15 protein-coding genes are annotated in these 19,709 nt (G+C 53.3%); 5 read left to right on the top strand and 10 right to left on the bottom strand.

The genetic code is table 11. The features are described from left to right. Positions 1–234: 234 nt before the first annotated feature. On the top strand, positions 235–693 hold the full coding sequence (locus ACS5NO_RS07995; protein WP_114408280.1) for a DUF1573 domain-containing protein: 459 nt from the start codon (positions 235–237) through the stop codon (positions 691–693). 86 nt (positions 694–779) lie between these two features. On the opposite strand, the gene ACS5NO_RS08000 is transcribed toward ACS5NO_RS07995, so the two are convergent. Further along, positions 780–3,686: a putative LPS assembly protein LptD gene (locus ACS5NO_RS08000; RefSeq protein ID WP_439414650.1), complete on the bottom strand. Its 2,907-nt coding sequence runs from the start codon at positions 3,684–3,686 to the stop codon at positions 780–782. A 251-nt stretch (positions 3,687–3,937) separates the two neighbouring features. On the opposite strand from ACS5NO_RS08000, the gene ACS5NO_RS08005 reads away from it, so the two are divergent. The 4 genes from ACS5NO_RS08005 to ACS5NO_RS08020 all read left to right on the top strand — a co-directional run bounded on the left by ACS5NO_RS08005 (position 3,938) and on the right by ACS5NO_RS08020 (position 8,564). Further along, on the top strand, positions 3,938–4,702 hold the full coding sequence (locus tag ACS5NO_RS08005; protein WP_138994636.1) for an N-acetylmuramoyl-L-alanine amidase family protein: 765 nt from the start codon (positions 3,938–3,940) through the stop codon (positions 4,700–4,702). A 142-nt stretch (positions 4,703–4,844) separates the two neighbouring features. After that, entirely contained in the window at positions 4,845–5,834 is a 990-nt protein-coding gene (locus tag ACS5NO_RS08010) for an MlaD family protein (protein ID WP_439414651.1), read from the top strand. Positions 5,835–5,915: 81 nt separating this feature from the next. Beyond that, positions 5,916–7,541 (top strand): acyl-CoA carboxylase subunit beta, encoded by a 1,626-nt coding sequence (locus tag ACS5NO_RS08015; protein ID WP_439414652.1) that lies wholly within the window; start codon positions 5,916–5,918, stop codon positions 7,539–7,541. Positions 7,542–7,730: 189 nt separating this feature from the next. Next, positions 7,731–8,564: a hypothetical protein gene (locus ACS5NO_RS08020; RefSeq protein WP_439414653.1), complete on the top strand. Its 834-nt coding sequence runs from the start codon at positions 7,731–7,733 to the stop codon at positions 8,562–8,564. Positions 8,565–8,572: 8 nt separating this feature from the next. On the opposite strand, the gene ACS5NO_RS08025 is transcribed toward ACS5NO_RS08020, so the two are convergent. The 9 genes from ACS5NO_RS08025 to ACS5NO_RS08065 all read right to left on the bottom strand — a co-directional run bounded on the left by ACS5NO_RS08025 (position 8,573) and on the right by ACS5NO_RS08065 (position 19,641). Continuing rightward, positions 8,573–9,736 (bottom strand): sensor histidine kinase, encoded by a 1,164-nt coding sequence (locus tag ACS5NO_RS08025; RefSeq protein WP_439414654.1) that lies wholly within the window; start codon positions 9,734–9,736, stop codon positions 8,573–8,575. A gap of 201 nt (positions 9,737–9,937) precedes the next feature. Next, the gene (locus ACS5NO_RS08030; protein ID WP_439414655.1) at positions 9,938–10,375 is read right to left on the bottom strand and encodes a hypothetical protein; all 438 of its coding nucleotides are present in this window, start codon (positions 10,373–10,375) and stop codon (positions 9,938–9,940) included. Between the two features lie 22 nt (positions 10,376–10,397). Then, positions 10,398–10,832 (bottom strand): ester cyclase, encoded by a 435-nt coding sequence (locus tag ACS5NO_RS08035; RefSeq protein WP_439414656.1) that lies wholly within the window; start codon positions 10,830–10,832, stop codon positions 10,398–10,400. Positions 10,833–10,922: 90 nt separating this feature from the next. Beyond that, positions 10,923–11,489 (bottom strand): Crp/Fnr family transcriptional regulator, encoded by a 567-nt coding sequence (locus ACS5NO_RS08040; RefSeq protein WP_439414657.1) that lies wholly within the window; start codon positions 11,487–11,489, stop codon positions 10,923–10,925. A 20-nt stretch (positions 11,490–11,509) separates the two neighbouring features. Beyond that, a complete protein-coding gene (locus ACS5NO_RS08045) occupies positions 11,510–12,973 on the bottom strand; it encodes a sulfatase family protein (protein ID WP_439414658.1) in 1,464 nt (487 codons plus the stop codon). A gap of 44 nt (positions 12,974–13,017) precedes the next feature. Next, positions 13,018–13,527 carry a GNAT family N-acetyltransferase gene (locus ACS5NO_RS08050; protein WP_114408272.1) on the bottom strand — a complete coding sequence of 170 codons (510 nt, stop codon included), beginning with the start codon at positions 13,525–13,527 and terminating at the stop codon, positions 13,018–13,020. Positions 13,528–13,604: 77 nt separating this feature from the next. Beyond that, complete coding sequence (locus ACS5NO_RS08055; protein ID WP_439414659.1) at positions 13,605–14,891, bottom strand: O-antigen ligase family protein; 1,287 nt, start codon at positions 14,889–14,891, stop codon at positions 13,605–13,607. Between the two features lie 332 nt (positions 14,892–15,223). After that, complete coding sequence (locus ACS5NO_RS08060) at positions 15,224–18,757, bottom strand: ABC transporter permease/M1 family aminopeptidase (protein WP_439414660.1); 3,534 nt, start codon at positions 18,755–18,757, stop codon at positions 15,224–15,226. After that, positions 18,751–19,641 carry an ABC transporter ATP-binding protein gene (locus tag ACS5NO_RS08065; protein WP_439414661.1) on the bottom strand — a complete coding sequence of 297 codons (891 nt, stop codon included), beginning with the start codon at positions 19,639–19,641 and terminating at the stop codon, positions 18,751–18,753. The genes ACS5NO_RS08060 and ACS5NO_RS08065 overlap by 7 nt, the downstream gene beginning before the upstream one ends. Positions 19,642–19,709: the final 68 nt, after the last annotated feature.

The following is a 19,709-nucleotide window of genomic DNA, read 5'->3' on the forward strand; positions in this document are numbered from 1 at the left end:
CAGGATGATATCTAAAACCGATGATCATTGAACAAACAAAGTAACTCCGGCGATCGGAGTAAAAATAATATAAAGTTTGGCAGCTTTCAAAAAAACGATTTTTTGACTTTCTTTGTTAAGCGAACATATGCCGTAATTTGCCTGGCAAACTTTTATTTGGCAAACCTTTTGTAGTATATACCTAGGATTGTAACGTAGTTTACCCGTTTGTTTGTAACTAAATTTTAAAAAGAAATGAAAAAGGCTTTTTCACTAATCGTGGTATTTTTTGCCATTACGACCATTGCTTTCGCTCAGAAAGGCGTTATTAAATTCACCAAAGAGTCGCATGACTTCGGCAAGGTTCCCCAGGGTACGCCCGTTACCTACACGTTTGAGTTTACCAACACCGGTACTGACCCCGTGGTGATCTCGAACGCCCAACCTTCCTGTGGTTGTACAACGCCTGACTGGACCAAGAGCGCCGTTTTGCCCGGTCAGAAAGGATTTGTGAAAGCCACGTACAATGCGGCTTCGATGGGTTCATTCAACAAGAACGTGACCGTGGTGAGCAACGCAGAACGGGCATCGATTCCCCTGAATCTGACGGGTGAAGTAACCGCCAAAGAAGGTGCTTCTACCGCTGCCGCGACACCGGCTGCCGCTCCTGCCGCAGAAAAAAGCAAGAAGAAAAGCTCGAAGACTTCGCGCTAATACGCAAACGAAGGCCATTCGATACTGCCAAAAAAGGCATCCTGCAAACGCAGGATGCCTTTTTTGGCTTTCATAAAACCGGTTTCCTAGTAGTTGATCGAGGTGCCCCGGCGACGGCTGAGTTTCAGATCCTGGAGAATCGCCGACTTCACGCGGAGATCGAACGAGTAGAAATTGGACCGATACCGGTTGCCGGAAAACGGCGTGTAGCTAAAGTTCATGTCCCAGCAATGCAGATCGCGGTGCAGCGTGATCGTGGTCAGCGAAGGGGCTTTGGCCGCAAAGTCGAAACCGGTCTGGAGGGAAAACTTCCATTTGGGCGTCAGGCTCAAATCGCCCGTTACCTGCAACGTTTGCAAAATCTGGCTTTCGATGGGCGTGAACTTCGTGAGACTAAATGTATAGCTGAGGTTGACAGTCCAAGGTATGTTAAAATCGACGTAGTCTTCCGGATTCCGGTTCATATGCCGCAATTCAGCCGCTTCAGTAGGCGTCTTGGCGTTGGGCGCCACCTTCGGTTTTTTCGAGTCCTTGGGGGCAAATTGCGTGCTGAGGTAGAAGTTCAGGTTCTGCAAATGCGCCAGCCCCTGCCCCTGGGTGATCGCCAGCTTGTCGATTTTATTGATCCGGAACGTATTGATATACGGACCAGTCTGGTAGAACTCCGATTGGTTCGGTACATAATAAACACCGGTTGGGGTTTTAACATCAGCCGAGTACGCGTACGGGTCGAAAACCGCCGAGAAGTTGAAACTGACTTTTTTCAGAATCTGCGTATTGGCGCTGAAATTTACCTGCGAAAACTTGAACTGGGGAGCGTAGGGGTTGTAGGAACCCGACAAACTGATGTTGTCGAAGAGCGACACTTTCTCAAATTCTTCCTTGGCGGAATCGCTCCGTGCCCGGACTTTCATTTCGATCTGGTTGACAATGTTATAGCTGATGGCAGCCGCCCGGCCCGTAAAACTGGAGGCCCCCGCCGTACCGCCCAACCCCCGGTAGCGCGAAATCTTGAGTACTTTTGTGGTATCGTACGGGTCGCGGAACTGCGACAGGGTGGTCGTAAACGCACTGGACAAATCCGGCGTGTAGCTGACCGAAATCGAGGGCGCAATGGTGTGCCTGATGGCTTCCAGCCGCCCCGCCCGTATGAAGAAGGTACCGTAGGCCCGGGTGTTCATCGAGGCACTGAAAGAGAGAAAATACGTCGCAGAAATACCACTTGCAGTATCCACCTTCACGGCTTTACGATCCGGCAAGTAGGTATATTGCAGGCTTTTGGTGTAAACATCACCGCTCAGCGACACCCCCGGCGTAAAGTTGAGGTACCGGGCCAGCTTGAAGTTGGGTAACGAAATCGGGATCGAATACCGGCTTTGTACCTGCGCGTTCTTCAGAATGGTCGGCAGGTTTTCAACGGTCATCGGAATCAGGTTGGAGTTGGTATAAATCTCCTGATTCGCCACGGCTGCCAGACTATCCCGCAGCCGTTGCAAGGTATCCCCCCGAATTGTCAGTGAGGTCACCACCGGGAAGCCCAGGTTGGTGATATCCACGGTTCGGAGGGTATTGTTGACGGTGGCCTGGGCGTTGAAATCCAGCCCCAGCCGGAAACTTTCGAACCATCGTCCGGTGCCGCCTTTCAGGGCAAAGGGCGCAATCTGGGCCACGCCGAGGTTAAAGCCCGACGAAATGTTGGTTTGCCCGCTCTCGCGCAGGTTGGTAACCGGATTGTATTTCCCGAAGTTCTGGCTGACGTTGATATTGGCCGAGCTGGTCACATACTGCCCAAACTTGTGACTGTAGTTGACGCCGGAGTTGGCCGCATTGGAAACGTAGCGGCCCGACGTCAGCGAGGTGTTCAACTGGTTGTAGCTGTTGCTGCTGACGTTGACGTTAGCCGAAAACTGCGAGTTGCCGCGGGGTCGGGGCGAATGCGACCAGACGATGCTGAAGTCGTTGCGCGGCTTCGTGGCTGTATCGACGAGCGATGTGGTCCGGTTGCGGGCGTAGGAAAGGGCGAAGTTGCCGCCAAAGCGATACCGTTTCAGGTATTCCGACGAAAGGCCGAGCCCCCAGCTACCGTTGGAGTAGATCTGCCCCCGAAGACTCATGCTGATGTACTGGCTGATGGCGAAGTAATAACCGCCGTCGCGGAGGTAGAAACCGCGTCCGTTGGGTTCCTCACCGTATTGGGGAAAAATCAGCCCCGAGGTGCCGATTTCGTTTTTCTTGGGAATCGGGAAAAAGCCGAACGGGAGCGCTAAAGGGGTCGGAATGTCGTTAATAACTAAGTTGAAAGGCCCGGAGATGAGCTGTTTATTATGAACAACCTTGATCTTGCTGGCGTTGATGTGAAAGTGGGGCGTAGTCAGGTTACAGGTCGTGTAAATGGCATTTCGGATGTATAAATTGTCTTCAGCGTCTTTTTTGACGGTTTTTCCCCGAACATTGCCTTCGCCCTGGGCCGTAATGACGCCCTTGATAAAGCCTTTTTTGGTCTTGAAATTGAAGCGGATTTCCTGCGTATCGTACCGGCCGCTCGCATCCTGAAAAATAGGCAGACCGACCATTTTTTTGGCAGTCGAATCGTAGCGGCCTTTGGCAAACACCTCGTTGGTGGTCCAGTTCAGTTTGATGTAGGCTGCCGTTAAGTGGATATCGCCGTAGTCGACCTTGGCATCGCCGAAAAGTTCGACAATCTGGCCCGTTGCATCAAAGAGCGTGGAATCTTTGGCTGAATAGTTGACGGTTGTTTGTAAATTACTGCCGCTATCGACTGAATCCGGGCGGCTCACCGTTCCCCGCGTCGTATCGACCACCACCGAATTGCCGGTGACGGTAGCGGAAGAGGGAGTTGCCGAGCGCGGGTTAAAAGCCGGAACGGTACGACGCGCCGGTTGTTGCTGACCGTGAACCACCAGTGGAAAGAGGGCGATCAGGCAGCAAACCAGATTCCGGATAATAAAGTATGGATTTTTCAGTTTTATCAAAAAAATTATATTTGCTCACAATCCAGCGCTGGCTTCCGCTGTCAGCCCGTCCGGTCGAATGGCCAAGAGGGTTCCGGCCTACTCCGGTTTACAAAGTTAGTCGCTAACTTCATTCCAATACTGCCTTGAAACGGTTAAACCTGTTAAAAATTATTAAACTATTCCGGACGGCCCCGAAAACGACTGACCGGACCCTGTTGCCTGCTTCTTCTTTGGTGGTCGCCATTCTGTGTCTGCTGGCGTTGCCGGGTATGACCCCGGTTTTACCGCAGGATAATCCAAAACAGGAGCAGGCAGAGGCCCGGCCCGGTCGGCTACGAACGGTCGTTCTCGACCCCGGCCACGGCGGAAAAGACCCCGGCACCATGACCAAACGCAACCGCGAATCGCGGATTGTGTTGAAAATTGCGCTGGAACTGGGTCGGCGAATCAAGGAGGAATTGCCGGACGTCAAAGTGATTTACACCCGATCAACGGATGTGTTTATTGAACTGAATGAACGCTCGGCCATTGCCAACCGCAACAAAGCTGACCTGTTTATCTCGATCCACGTCAACGCCAGCCCATCGTCCAGCCGCGTCAACGGCACGGAAACCTACACCATGGGGCTGCACAAAACCACTGGGAATCTGGATGTTGCCAAACGCGAGAACGCGGTTATTTTGAAAGAAAGGAATTACAAAGAGAACTACCAGGGCTTTGATCCGGACTCGCCACTGGCCCATATCATGCTGGCCAACTACCAACATGCCTTCATGAACAGCAGCGTCGATTTTGCCCAGAAAGTGGAGTGGAGTTTCAAGAAAAATGCCGAGCGGCCCAGCCGGGGTGTCAAGCAGGCGGGTTTCATTGTGCTGTGGCGAACCACGATGCCCAGTGTGCTGGTTGAAACCGGTTATATCACCAATCCCGACGAAGAACGGTATTTAGCTTCGGAAGAAGGGCAGGACGAAATGGCAAATGCCATTTTCCGGGCTTTTAAGGCGTATAAAGACGAAGTAGATGCAGTAGAGTAAGCAAGTTGTTGTTAACTTCGCAACGGTTTTTATTGTTGAATGGATGAATGGTTAAATGGTTTTTATGGTTAAATGGTTATCCAACCATTTTATCTATTTAACCATCGTTAACCATCTGCCCATTCATCCATTCACACTCCGCATGAAAATTTCAAAAGAAGCAAAGGTGGGCATTCTGGCAGTGGTAACATTGGCGGTGCTTTATTTCGGATTCAATTACCTCAAAGGTGCCGATATCTTTTCCCGATCGAATAAATACGTAGTCGTTTATGATAATGTCGATGGGCTGACGCCCTCAAATCCGGTGCAACTCAACGGCCTGAATGTCGGGCGGGTGGATCGGATCGATATTATGCAACAGCAGGGCAACCGCTTGCTGGTTACGCTGGACATCGACAAACGGATTCTGGTGGGTAAAGGCTCCAAAGCCATTCTGGCCGATGCCGGCGTATTGGGCGGCAAACTCATCATCCTGCAAATCAATCAGTCGGAGGGTGAGCTAGCCAAAGGCGACACGCTGGTCAGCGGCAAGGAAGCGGGTCTGACGGCCTTGATCAAGGAGAAAACCCTGCCGGTTTTGAATACCGTCGATTCCCTGACCATCAACCTGAACCGGATCGTCAAGCAGTTCGACCGCACGGGTCTGGTGCTGACCCGGACGCTGGAAGGCGTGGAAGCAACCACCGGAACCCTGCAACTCACCATCGGCGAAAACCGCGAAGGCATCAAGCGGCTGATGACCAATCTCGGCACCCTGTCGGCGTCGCTGGCCGAAACCGAAAAAGAAATCAAACCGCTGCTGTCGAAAGCCAGTACCTTTGCTGATTCGCTCAACGCCCTGAAACTGAGCCAGACGCTGGCCAGCGCCAACCAATCCATCGCAACCCTGCAACAGATGCTGGCCGATATCAACAGCGGCAAAGGCACGCTGGGCAAGCTGAAAGGCGACGAGGCCCTGTATAAAAACGTCAACAACGCCACCGCCAGTCTGGATAAATTGCTGACCGATTTCCGCGAGCATCCGAAGCGGTACGTGCATTTTTCGCTGTTCGGCAAGAAGGAGAAGGCGGTTACCACACCGGCCCAGAGCGCCACCATCGTGGTGCCGCTTTCGGATTCGACCAAAAACTAGTTTACGGTATACAGTTTTCCGTTTACGGTTTTCAGTATACCGTAAACGGAAAACCGTAAACCATCTAACCGCCTGACCACGATGACTCCGCTTCTGGACGAATTACACCGTAAATCTGCCATTACGCAACTGGGTGGTGGCCCGAAGAAAATCGAGGATCAGCACCGGAAAGGTAAACTGACCGCCCGTGAACGCATTGCTTATCTGATCGATCCGGATTCTTCCTTTATTGAAATCGGATTGTTCGTCGGGGATGGCATGTACGCCGATCACGGTGGCTGTCCGTCGGGGGGCGTGGTGGTCGGTTTGGGCTACGTGTCGGGAAGGCAGTGCGTCATTGTGGCGAATGACGCGACGGTGAAAGCCGGGGCCTGGTTTCCGATTACGGCCAAAAAGAACCTCCGGGCGCAGGAAATAGCGATGGAAAACCGCCTGCCGATCATTTACCTGGTCGATAGTGCGGGCGTTTATCTGCCGCTTCAGGACGACGTTTTTGCCGATAAAGAACATTTCGGCCGGATTTTTCGCAACAACGCCCAGATGTCGGCGATGGGTATTGTCCAGATTGCGGCCATTATGGGCAGTTGTGTGGCCGGGGGAGCGTATTTGCCGATCATGTCGGACGAAGCCCTGATTGTGGAAGGCACCGGATCGATTTTTCTGGCCGGTCCCTATCTGGTCAAGGCGTCGGTGGGCGAGGACGTCGATGCCGAGACCCTCGGCGGAGCCAGCACCCACAGCGAGATTTCGGGCGTAACGGACAACAAATACCCCGACGAAAAAAGTTGCCTGGACGCCATCCGGCGCAGTTTTGATAAACTAGGGGAACCCGAAAAAGCCGGTTTTAGCTACACGGAACCGGTTTTGCCCGCCAAAAATCCGGAGGAACTGTATGACCTGATTCCGGTCGATCGCGTCAAACCGTACGACATGCGCGAAGTGATTGCGCGGCTGGTGGACAATTCCGAATTTGATGAATACAAGGAGCTGTATGGCCAGACGATCTTATGCGGCTACGCGCGGATCAACGGCTGGGCGGTCGGCATTGTGGCCAACCAGCGGAAAGTCGTGAAGGCAAAAGGCCGGACGGGGGCGGGGGGCACTTCCGGACCGGGCGAAATGCAGATGGGCGGAGTCATTTATTCCGACTCAGCCGACAAAGCCGCGCGGTTTATCATGAACTGCAACCAGAAAAAAATACCGCTGGTGTTTTTGCAGGACGTCACCGGTTTTATGGTCGGGAGCCGTTCGGAGCAGGGCGGTATTATCAAAGACGGTGCCAAGATGGTCAACGCAATGGCGAACTCGGTGGTGCCGAAGTTTACCGTAATTGTGGGCAATTCTTACGGCGCGGGCAACTATGCTATGTGCGGCAAAGCGTACGACCCGCGGCTGATTGTGGCCTGGCCCACGGCGCAGATGGCGGTGATGAGCGGGGCGTCGGCGGCCAAAACGCTGTTGCAGATTCAGGTGGCATCGCTCAAAGCCAAAGGCGAAACCATCACGCCGGAGAAGGAACAGGAATTGCTGCAAAAAATCATGAACCAATACAACGAACAGCTTTCGCCCTATTTCGCGGCTTCGCGGCTCTGGGTCGATGCCGTGATCGATCCGCTCGACACCCGCACCTGGCTTTCGATGGGCATCGAAGCCGCCAATCACGCGCCGATCACGAAGGCGTTTAATGTGGGCGTTATTCAGACGTAGGCCTACTAACCATGGGATTTCGTTGTTCTATTCAATCCTTTTTTCTGCGGCTTCAATGCCCCTAATTAGCCGTTGATGACAAAACCGTCTGGAGAAACGCGCTCCTGAGGCTAGTTTGCAGCGATTTATCAGCCACTCCGCCGGTCAATAAGCGGAGCACGCTGTCATCGTAACGCTCCACCACCAGCCATGATCACTTCCGCCTTGCAGAAAAACCGCCCGTGGTTTTTGCTATTGAGTTTCCTCGTTTTGATGAACCTGAGCGCCTGTTCGCCTGATTCTACGCTTTCGCAGGAACCGGAACCGACCGCCCTTCGACTGCAAAAAATCACGGCGGGCGAAAAGAACTTTCAGCAATATCACTACAACTCTGCCGGTCTTTTAGCCAAATTTCAATCGAACTGGGCGTATACTGACAGCACAGTAGCGATCCTGAATGCAGACCTGGAATACGACGCTGAAAACCGCCTGAGTCGCATCATCAGCAATGGAAGCCTGTCGGTGAAGTTTTATTACGAAGGGAAATTGCTCGACAAAACCGAAGAATACGATCATCGAAACCGGCTGGTGGTCTCGCATTTTTACCTTTTTGGCGCGGAAGGCCGGCTGGTCGAACTGCTCGATCAGATTCACGATACCGACAACGATACTTTTGAAACCGCTACGTTTATCAAATACCGGTATGAATATGACAGCCGGGGAAACGTGACGCAGACCCAATCGTTCATCCGAAAACCGGGCAGTGCGTCTTTTAAAGCCTGGGAAACGGTTTTGTATGAAGGCTATGACGAAAAGAAAAATCCGCATCGTCCGCTTGTTCAGTATCCCTATCTATCGCAGGAGCGGACGATGGTCAACAATCCGGGAAAAATTACCGTTAAACGGGCAGAAGATCAGTCGGTTATCTCGGTGCTGACCCTGACGTATCAGTATAACCAACAAGGCTATCCGACGCATAAAACCCAGCAGATGACGACAACGAAGCCGTTTCCGGTCAGTACGGTTTATTATTACTACGAGTAGAGAGTGCGTCAATTAAGCGACTGCAGGGAATCGGTCTGGACAAAGTGGTGAAGCATTTTGATCACTTTCGGAATGGTGAAATAAAACGTCGTTCCCTGGCCTACGGTGCTGTCAATCCAGATTTGCCCCCCGTAAATGTCGATCACTTTTTTGCAGGTAGCGAGCCCGATGCCGGTACCGGAATACTGATTGCGCCCGTGAAGCCGCTGGAAAATCTGGAACACCCGCTCGAAATACTGGCGTTCGATGCCAATGCCGTTGTCACGAATGGCAAAGCGATACTGGTGGCCCTCATCCGTCACCTGGATGCTGACCCGGGGAGCCACGTCGGGTCGGCGGTATTTGAGGGCGTTGGAAATCAGGTTTTGAAACAACTGTTTCAGGTCGGTGCGATGCCCCATAATTGTGGGCAGCGTGCCCAGATCCACCACGGCCCCCGTGGCCTGAATTTCGGCTTGCTGTTCCTCCAGAATTTCATTGACCAGTTCCTGCAGATCGACCTGCCGTAGCGCAACTTCACTGCCAACGCGCGAGAAATCCAGCAGATCGTTGATCAGGTTGCGCATGCGCTCGGCCGCAGCCGTCGACACCCCAATGAGTCGCCGGGCATCCGGATCAAGCTGATCGCCGTGTTTGTTTTCGAGCAGCGACAGGTAGTTGGCGATCGTTTTTAGGGGCGATTGCAGATCGTGCGACGCGATGTAGGCAAACTGTTGCAGTTCCTGATTGGAGCGCGTCAGTTCCTGCATGGCCAGTTGGCGGTAAGACAGTTCGCGGTCGTATTCTTTCGATGTGCGCAGCCCGACTGCTTCGTTGAAATACCGGATCAGGGCAACGACCGTTGCCACCGACACCACCGCCGTCAGAAAACGGATCAGGGCGTTGATGCGGTAGGCCGGAATCCAGAACATGGCGGCATCAATCAGGTGTGTAAGGCCACAAAACAGAATGAAGGCACCAAAAAGCCAGAAAACACCGGCCAGGGGTACCCCTTTTTTGATAAAAATGAAGCGAACCAGAATGAGCGGAATCGCCATGTAGGCCAGCCAGATGGTCAGGTCGGAAAGAATATACAGCCAGCCATGAAAATCGGTCCAGGTACCGCAATACCAGCGGGGCGGCCAGTCGCTGGTATCGGCGAGCCGTTGGAAAAAATCAAATACTTGCTGCATCGTGCAAAACGGGTCAACAGCGCAGGCTCGGAGTCTGCCAGTCACCTGGTAGAGCGTACTGAATCAAACACACTGCCCGGCTATAGAACCACTACTGAAAATAGGGGATTTTGTTGTTAAACTTACTGGAAAGTGCGCTTAATTTATTACAGAAGACTATTTTTTTTCGCTGATGAATCGCGTTGCGGTTTGGGTAAATGGTTAATTACCAACCAACTGCTCGTTCCCGATTTGCTGACGGATCTCGTCCGGGTGCCGCGTTCCGACCAGTAAGGTGCGTTTTTTCCCTTTCAGTTTGATGTCGATCCCCCAATTGCCGGAAACCGTATGGGCGGTTCCGTTCCAGGAAAAACGAATGCCCCACCCGCCGAATTCGCCGAGAGCCGAATAGCTGCGGACAGTAACTTGTTCTATCTGACTCCATTTGATCACCCGGTAGGTTGACTGAAACGGAAACCATCGGTAGGCAATTCCTTCCGGATCGATCCGGGTTTCCAGCCGCAGGAACCAGAACAACCCCATAATCCCCGCCATGATGCCCACATGAATGGGTTGCCAGCGATAAATGACCAGGGCCAGGCTGCCGAGCAGCAGCAGCCAGAGCCAGGGTTGACGAAAGTGTTGTGTTTCTTTGTACATGACAGACGTTGGTTTCGAGCATTCACACCTGGATTTTACAGCCGTGGGTGCTGTTTTTTAATTGATTTTCCAGCGAGTTTCCGTCGAGTAAGGCCCAATGTTCCCGGATTTTTCCGTCGGTTACTTTAAAACACCGATAGCCCACCACGGAGGCTTCCGCCCCCATGGGTTCGATGCCGCGCCAGACGCCAATCTGCCGCACCTGCATGGTGAATTTGATCATGACGGTATTGCCTTCGGCTACCTGCGCTTCAATGCCGGTTTGGTGTTCAAATGCCGCGCTGGTGGCCAGAATCCATTGTTTCAATCCCTGCTGGTTGGCCGGGAACGACGCCGGCAGCGAGTGATCGATAAATTCCGGATGAAGATAATCATCAAGCGTTTCAAAGCGGTTTTTATTCCAAATGTTTTCGATAAAATGAGCAACAATCGTGCGGGTATTGGCTGGAGTATCCATGTGGTTTTGGTCGTTAAAGCGTGAAACGGCAGCAAAATTCGCCCAATCTTCTTGAATCAACCTGTGACGAAAATCACAAAATGAAACGCCTTACCGGTTTTTGCGGATTCGGCTGACCGTTTCTCTAGCCATGCCCAAATAGGAGGAAAGCTGCGACAGCGAAACCCGTTGCAGCAACTGCGGGAAATGACGAACCACGTAGGCGTACCGTTCGGTGGGAGAGTGGATTCGGAACAGGTTGGCGTGGTCTTCCTGATTGACCAGCATCTGCTCCAGCAAATTCCGTCCGAATGATTCGATCTCGGCCGACTGGCGGTATAAATCCAGCAGGGTTTCTTTCGAAAACTCCCAAACAATGGCTGCTTCGCCAGCCTGAATCCTGTAGGCCGAAGGAACTCCCGAACGCAGGCTCTTCAAATCCGTCACAAATTCGTTTTCGAACGAAAACCGGGTGTTGATTTCTTTGCCGTCTTTGTCGTAGAACGTTCGCAGATACCCTTTTTCAACGTACCAGATCGTTTTGCAAATCTGGCCTTCCGGCAACAGAACCTGACCTTTTTCCAGCGGTTTTTGCCGGGTAGAGTGGATCAACAAATCGGACGCGTCCCGCGAAAGTTCCGCAATCGAGTGAATACCCGCTTCGAGGCTACTGGTCATGGGTTTCTGGTTGAACGGAATCACTCAAACTCCCATTTACTCACCCACAAATCCTTCGTCTGCTGCTGAAACCGTTTAAGCTTTTCCTGCATCCGTTTCAAAGTCGCCCGGTGTTTGGGGTCATTGGCCAGATTACGGACTTCGTCAGGATCGGTTTGGAGATCATACAACTCGAAACGCGGGCGATTCAGATACGCGGTGACGGTCCGTTTGCCATATAGAGTACGACCGGTTTTGCGCACATCCTGCCACGTAAACGAATGATACAGATCGAGCGCCATCGGAAAAGGCAGCGCATGGGCGAGGTTGAAAATCAGCTTGTAGCGTCGTTCACGCAAGACGCGCATCGGATAATACATCGTCACCTCGTGCAGTGAATGTGACGCGTAAACTTCATCCCAGCCCGTCACCTTTTCCTGTTCCACGATCGCTTTGAAACTCCGGCCCTGGCTGTAAACCGTGTCTGACAACGCGCCCGCAAAATCCAGCAGGGTGGGCGTTAGATCGACCCACGAAACCATCGCATCCTGCACAAATCCGGGTTTTTGCGGTTTCGGCAGTTTGACAATGAGCGGCAGTTTCATCCCCGGTTCGTATAAAGTCGTTTTTGATCCGGGGAACGGTGCGCCATTGTCCGATAAGTACACGATCAGCGTGTTGTCATACTGCCCGGTTTCTTTCAACAGCGCCACCAAGCGTTCTACGCCCTGATCCAGTCGGCTGATCGACTCGTAGTATTGCGCCAACTCCATCCGGGACGCCCGCGTATCCGGCAGGTAAGGCGGTACCTGAACCTGAAAAGGCTGGTAAAAAACGTCGTGAACCTGGGGATAACCGCCCGGCCGATTGCCAAACCGATTGGCTTGATCACTTTTAAAAACCGGTGAACCACCTACTGACACGGCGTTGCTCCGGTGCGGATCGTCGGTGGCAAAGTAGAGAAAAAACGGTTTTTCGTTGGATTCGGAGAAGAGCGAATAACACAAATCGGCCATCGACACCGGACTGCGGCCAATCGAAACCGGGTCGTTGACGCCACCGCCCTTCAGCACCTGCTGAAAATGATAGGTTCGCTCGGGAGCCACGTGAAATTTGCCGATTCGGGCCGTTCGATATCCGGCTTTTTCGAGCAGAACCGGCAGCGTTCGGACCGTGTCGAAGGAACTGAAATGGTGTTCCCGGTGCTCCAGACCGTACATGCCGTTGGCGTGGTTGTGAAGCCCCGTCAGCAACACCGACCGGCTCGGGCTGCAACTGGCCGTGGTGCAGAAGGCGTTTGTAAACCGGGTGCCTTCGGCAGCTAGCCGATCGATGTGGGGCGTTTTGATGACCGGATTGCCGTAACAACCCACGGCTTCACGTCCGTGATCGTCGGCCACAATCACAACGATGTTGGGCCGGGAATCTTTCCGGTGGGTAGTGGGCCGAAAAGCGGTGATCGCTACCAGCAAAAGTAGCGTCAGGGCGAACAGGAGTCGTACCATCGTTCACTTTTTACCGTAAAAATAGGGGATTTAAGGGGCAAATTTCAGGAAAGATTCAACCGCTTTTCATAACAGTAAAACCGCAAACCAGGCCGGAACCCCAGCCCGATTTCACCGGCAAATTGATAACCGACCTTCGGAAAAAGCCGCTGCGTGGCTTCATTTTGGGTGTTCGTATCGATTCGGAGTATGTCGATGCCGCGTTGGCGGGCCACTTCGTCAGCCTGCGCCAGCAGCAGAGCGGCAATGCCCCGGCCCCGAACGTCGGGATCGACCGCCAGGCGATGTACGACAATGGCCGTTTCGCTCAAATCCCAGCCGACCTTCGCATATTCCGGCTCCTGATCCGTGGTGATGGCGGCTACACCGACCGGTTTTCCGTCCAGTTCCGCGACCCAAAGCTGGTTCAGCGCAATGTCTTTTTCGAAAACCGCAGCGTTTGGATACTGGTCGTCCCACTGAAAATTACCGGTAGCCTGCATCAGTGGAACTACGCGCCGGACCAGGTGAAGTAAAGCCGGAATGTCGTTTAAAGTCGCCGGGCGTACGGTCATTGGGTATTGATTCTGATCGTTTAAAAACCGGGGTAAAATACGGAAGTTTTTGGCTATTAACCGCCGTTACGGCGATTTTATCCAATTTCGTGCAGGACTTTCTCCGGCCGGGTTCTGGTTTTGACGATTTCCGGCTCTACCGGATTTGGAGGCAGTTTCATCCCGGTCAGGAAAAATAGAGACGTAAAGAAGGAGTAAAACACCACCCCGTGTTGTTGCGACCAGACATTCTCGGTGAAGAAGGTAATGGCGACAATCATCAGCAGAATGGTGTAGAGATGATCGCGCCGTCGGAATGCATTGGCAAACTGAACCCCCAGAATGACCAGCAGCAAGCCAATGCCAATCAAGCCAAACGAAAGCCATTGATTGATGTATTCATTGTGAGTATCATAGGCCACCAGCGGAATGTGCAACAGTTTTGAATACACTTCATATTGAGCCCGCAACGCCTGATCGACGTAGCCAGGACCTAACCCCGCCACCCAATGTTCTTTCAAAACGTCCAGATCGACCGATAAGATTACCTGCCGCATCTGCACCGAATTGGCATTGGGATTGTCGGTTGGCTTGGCGTTGATCAAAGCCGAAAATTCCCCGATCCGCTGGCTGCTGAACGGAATGGAAATGCAGGCAACCGACACCGAGAGAACCAGTACGGCCAGAATGGGAACAAGCCGGTATTTTTGAGTCCGGTTGATCCAGGCGTAATAGAGCAGCATAACGAACAGCGCAATGACGGGGGCTTTGGGCATCAGGGCCATCAAAAACAGGAACAACGGAAAGAGCACCGCGCCCAGTTTCCAGCCTTTCAGTTGCTGCCGGTGCTTTGGCGAAATCAACAAAATGGCGGAGGCAAAACACAGGTTGATGCCCATGTAGGTGGGGTGGAAGCTCGTGATTTTCTCAAAATAAAGCCGGTATTGAATATGGGCTTCCGGGCCGCTGATTTGCCAGCCGTATTCGAGCAGATAAAACAGATTGCCCGCCAAACAGGAAATAAAACAGGCGTATACGAAATAAATCAGTTCACCGGAAAGGATTTTGCGCGTTTGGGGCTGTAAAAAAAGAAGGGCAAACGGCGCGACAAACAGGCTGGCTTTCTGTTCAAGGTCAAAAAGGACGCCGGAGCGGTTGGCGGGGTCGGTAAACGGGACATGGAAAGCGTAGAGCAAGTAGACACTTCCCAGTAAAAAAACTCCGCCGTAGGGTCGGAAAGATCGGCTTTTATTGAAAAAAATGTCTCTGACGACCCAGAATAGAAAAATTCCCATCAGAACAAAAATCTGCAACCGGTTGGGCAGTAAAAACGCAAACATCACAATCCGGGCCAAATGCTTATCGTACGCAGTCAAGCTATTCATTCACGTTGTTTTTATTGGGGACTGCGTCATGCGGACAGTCTGGGCGACGATAACGTCACACGACCAGGCTGCTAATCAATTGTTTAGAGGGAGATTTGTCTTTGAAAAACCGGATATCCACCCCCACATGCGATCCCACTGTTTGCTATAAGACCCTGTAGACCGGGAAGTAGTTGTAATTGTTTCGCTAATCTTATCGTATAGCCCCGAAGGTTCCAGCGAAAACCGGGGTAAAAGCTTGGTCGTCAGGGCTTCTTTTCTGGTAAATTTTTCAGGACTTTTTGCCGACTGTAGCGGTTATCGCTGGCCTTTGGTCAGCGCAGGGGTTTTTCCTACTGGTTGATATCGGCCACGTTATTCTGCGAATTTTCGTCCAGTGCATAGCCATACGGGTCGATTGCGACGGTTTTGGGCTTTTTGCCGACGGTCAGCCGAACGATGGTGCGCGGTTTTGTGAAGCGGTATTGCCGGCTGTAAACCGGCTTTGTAACCGCAGTCCATTCGTCCGAAGGCTGATCAAAAACCGCGATTTCCCACGCGTCGTTAGGTGGCAGGCTTACCGGTTTTCCATCGTTTCGATGCTTAGTTTTCGCACTATTGACTTCCATCGTGAGTGCAAACTGACCGTTAGCAAGTGGTTTACAGGAAAGCACCCGAATGGACAAGGCGTTGGTGACGACGTTCCTCAAAACCTCATCGATTAGTCGGCGCCGTTCTTCCGTCGCTTCCCGTTTCAGGGCCTGCACCAGATCGTCGGGTTTTGGCTTTTTCCGGGGATAGGTGTGGTCGGTGAGGAGTTGGCGCAACGCCCGGTTGAAATGCTCTTCACCCATCTGTTCCTGAATCCGGCACAGCACCAGACCGCCTTTTTGATACCCGGCAAACGGCTGATTCTCCGTGACAACCAACGGCAATTCCGCTTCTGACTGATGGCGGCTGGCAAAATAAAAATTCTTATCACCCTGAAAATAAGGTCGTAAAATCATTTTGCCGTACCGTTTTCGGAGAACGGTCGCTTCCGTGTATTTCGCCAGCGACTCCGTCAGCAACTGATCGCCCGGCCCGGAAACCGGCCGAAGCTGGTGCGCCCACCACTGATGAGCGACTTCGTGTACGACGGTGGCGTAAGCATAATTCACCTTTCGAGGCTCCCGAAAATCCGTCAGGAAATTGAGTTTTTCCCGGCTGAAAACTGTTCCCGGATAGGCCGTTGCCGAACCGCCATACTGCGGGATTTCCGCCAGCGTCAGGTGCCGGAACGGATACGGGCCAAAATGATGAATGCCGTACGCCAGCGCATCCTTCAAGCCCTGCATCATGGCCGGGATATTGGCGGTTTGCCCCGGTTGATACAGAATGCGCAAGGCCACGCCTTGATACACGTCGGTTTTTTCCGCATACCGGGCCGAACTCAGCGCAAACATGAACGGCACCGGGTGGCTTGATTGATAGGAGAAATACCGTCGGTCGCCCTGAGTCCACGCTTTTTGCAGCGTTCCTACCGTGGCAATCTGTTGGTCGGCAGCCGTTGAAATCGTGGTTTCCAGATCGATCAGGTGGTAGTGGTCCGAAGGATTCCGGACGGTTTGCCGGCCCAGGCCCGCTGCCCGGCGAACGGTTTCATCGTCGGATTCCAGCCGGGCGTTGTAGCCCAAAAACGGCACGTATTTCTCCAGTTCGATATAGGAACCGTTTTCGACCACCGAGTTTTCACTGTTGAACGGCATAAAACCGGTCCGCAAAACCGCCATCGAGAAGTGCAGCGAAGTGGTTTCGCCCGGCCGCAACGGTTTGGCCAGTTCGAACTGGTATTGATGAAAAACCGGGTCGTAGGTTTTCTCCCGACCGCCGGGGAGCGTTAGTCGAACGGCCGAAACCTCCGGGTCGACACCCAACCAGATCCGGTTCAGGGGTGTTTTGGATTGATTTTGAAGCTGATAATGTCCCTTTACGCGGTATTGGCGACTTTCCGGGTACACATCCACCTGCATTTTCAGGGCGGTAATCACCGGCCGGGGGAGGTTTGCAAACCGTTTGTAGGTCTGTTCGTAGCGGATTTGCCAGTTCTGCCGGGTGGTTTTGCTTTGGTACTTCCCAATCACGTTAGTCTGGTAATAAATCAATCCGCCCACCAGCAATCCGAGCAGAAACGCTCCGCAAAAAAGGATTCTTCCGGTTTTCCCGACCTGTTTTCCGACGGTTTTCAGGCGGTGCCGCGCCCGGAGGTGCAGCGTAGTGGGCCAGAAGCCGACGGACAGAATCGTGAGCAAAACCGCGCAGCAGCCCCAGTAGGCCATATACCAATCAAAAGCGGGGGCATAATGACCAAAACCGTTCATCGATGAATAATTGAATTCGGGAACGACGGCGTACCGGAGCAGGTAATGTTCGATGCCGAGTCGGCGGCTGAAAACCAGCAGGGCCGCCACTACCAGGCTGAGCAGCAGGCCGAGGTATTTGTTCGGGCTGAGGGTTTGGATAAAAACAACCAGAACCGCAAACCACAGCAGAGGCAAACCGCTGTAATAGTAAAGCGACCCGTAAAGCAGGACAGCAGGTTCGAAATAGCCCGCCATTCCCTGAATTGTCAGCCCGATCCCGATGTTGATGCTGATGATCAGCCCAATGAGTAAGGCTAAAGCCATCAGTTTGGCTCCGACAAAAACCAGCGGGTGCGCCGGGGTGCTGGCGATTAACGCCTGCCGCTGACCCAATCGCTCCCGTCCGACCAGTTCGGCTCCCCAGAAAATGATCAGCAACAGGGCGGGCCGGATCGAGCAGAGGTATTCGACGATTACGCCCGTATCCGGATACGTCACGATGCCGAACCAGCCGTTCCGCAGGTGATCTTTCAGGTCGATTCCGGTCAGGAAAACCCAGAGAATCAGCATCACCCAAACCGGGAAATTTCCAAAAACCGCCCTGGCTTCCGCTTTTAGTTGCGCTCTGAACGCCATTGCCGTGTGCCGCAATGTGCCGGGCGTCAGTCGGTACCGGCGATACGGTATTCGCGGCCCAACGGATGACTCCGGTTTTGTTTTTCGGGAACGAACCGGTTTGGTTTCGCCGAACGAAAACCCGCGATAACTGATCGCCAGCACCAGCAGGGCCAGTCCGCTCCACACCAGCCGGTTGATCCCGAACAAACCGTTGACGGGAAAAAGCTGATGATTTCGCTGCTCGACGGTCCAGAAACGGGTTTCCTGAAAAAATGGCGCCAGTCCGAATGGGTCCATCAGAAACGGCAGCAAACTACTTGAATCCGCGCGGGGTGCCGAACCCGCCATCAGGGGCGAATTGCCCAGAACCGAGCCCAGCAGATACAGCACGTAAATCAACACGCCGGTGGTATAAACCGCCCGTGGGCTCCGGCTCAGCATGGCCGTGCTAAAAATGAGGCTGACCGAAAAGAAGAGATTCGGCACCCCGAACACCAGCATTGGCCAGGCGTAAAAAGCCAGATGAACCGGTCCGCGCCGGGCTGGATCGCTCAGAAAAGAACCGACGAAGAGGCCCAGAACCGCCAGCCCCAGCAGGCTGAAAACCGCCAGAAACAAACCCGAAAACCGGGACGTAAAGTAAGAAAACCGCCGGACGGAACTCGTGGCAACCAGCGCGTCCATCCGATAGGTGGTATCGCGCAACACCACGTTGGCGCACAGCAATGTGCTGACCAGGATCGAAAAAAGCGAAAGCAACGCCACCAGGGTATTGACGACGTAGGGGGCGTTGGTATAGACCGCGTCGCCCCCGAAACCGCCCCGCACGGCGATGAGTCCAAACAGAAAGAACAACCCGGCTGCGGCCCGGAACGAGAGCTGGCGGCTGTGATACCAACCTTCGAAGCGAAGTAAGCGGTTTAGCATACGGTTTCCTGTTTGGTTTCCGGTAGAACCGAAAAATATACTTCTTCCAGACTGGGCAAAACCGGTTCGAAACCAGCCTCAGGGCATTCGTCGGCCAGCACCAGCACCTGGCGTTTTCCCGAAAATCGGCGGGTCGACAAAACCGTGTAGGCCGCCTGATATTGCGGCAGCGTGTCGTTCGGGATGGTTTTGCCCCAGACCCGGCCTTGTAGCGTGCTGGTGAGGTGGGCCGGACTGCCCTGCGCAATGATTTTTCCCGATGCCAGGATCGCCAGTTGCGGACACAGTTCGTAGACGTCTTCCACGATGTGCGTCGACAGAATCACCACCACCTCTTCGCCGATTTCGCTCAGCAGATCGTGAAAATGGTTCCGCTCTTTGGGATCGAGACCCGCCGTTGGTTCGTCCACGATGATGAGTTGCGGGTTTCCCAGCAGTGCCTGCGCAATGCCGAACCGTTGCAGCATCCCGCCCGAAAACGTGCTGACGGCCTGTTTCCGAACGGGATAGAGATTGGTTTGCTGCAAGAGCGCATCGACCTGTTCACGCCGGTCGCGCTGGTTCTGCAGTCCTTTCAAAATGGCCAGGTGATGCAGGAGTTCGCTCGCCGACACGTTGGGATACACGCCGAAATCCTGCGGGAGGTAGCCCAACTGACTCCGCAAGCGCTGCGGATGCTGGTGAATGTCGACGCCATCGAAGAAAACCGTACCGCTGTCGGGTTGCTGGAGGGTTGCGAGCGTTCGCATGAGGGACGATTTGCCCGCGCCGTTCGGGCCCAGCAGGCCAAACAAACCGTTCGGAATGGTGAGCGAAACCGCGTCCAGTGCTTTCACGCCGTTGGCGTATTGTTTGCTGAGTTGGTTGATTTGTAAGCGACTCATACGAAGTTGGTTCGTAACGAAAGAGAGTCGAAAAGTAGCGGAGATCGCCATCAATGACCGGTTTAAAT

It is taken from the genome of Larkinella fluvii, from assembly GCF_051857545.1.
GTDB lineage: Bacteria > Bacteroidota > Bacteroidia > Cytophagales > Spirosomataceae > Larkinella.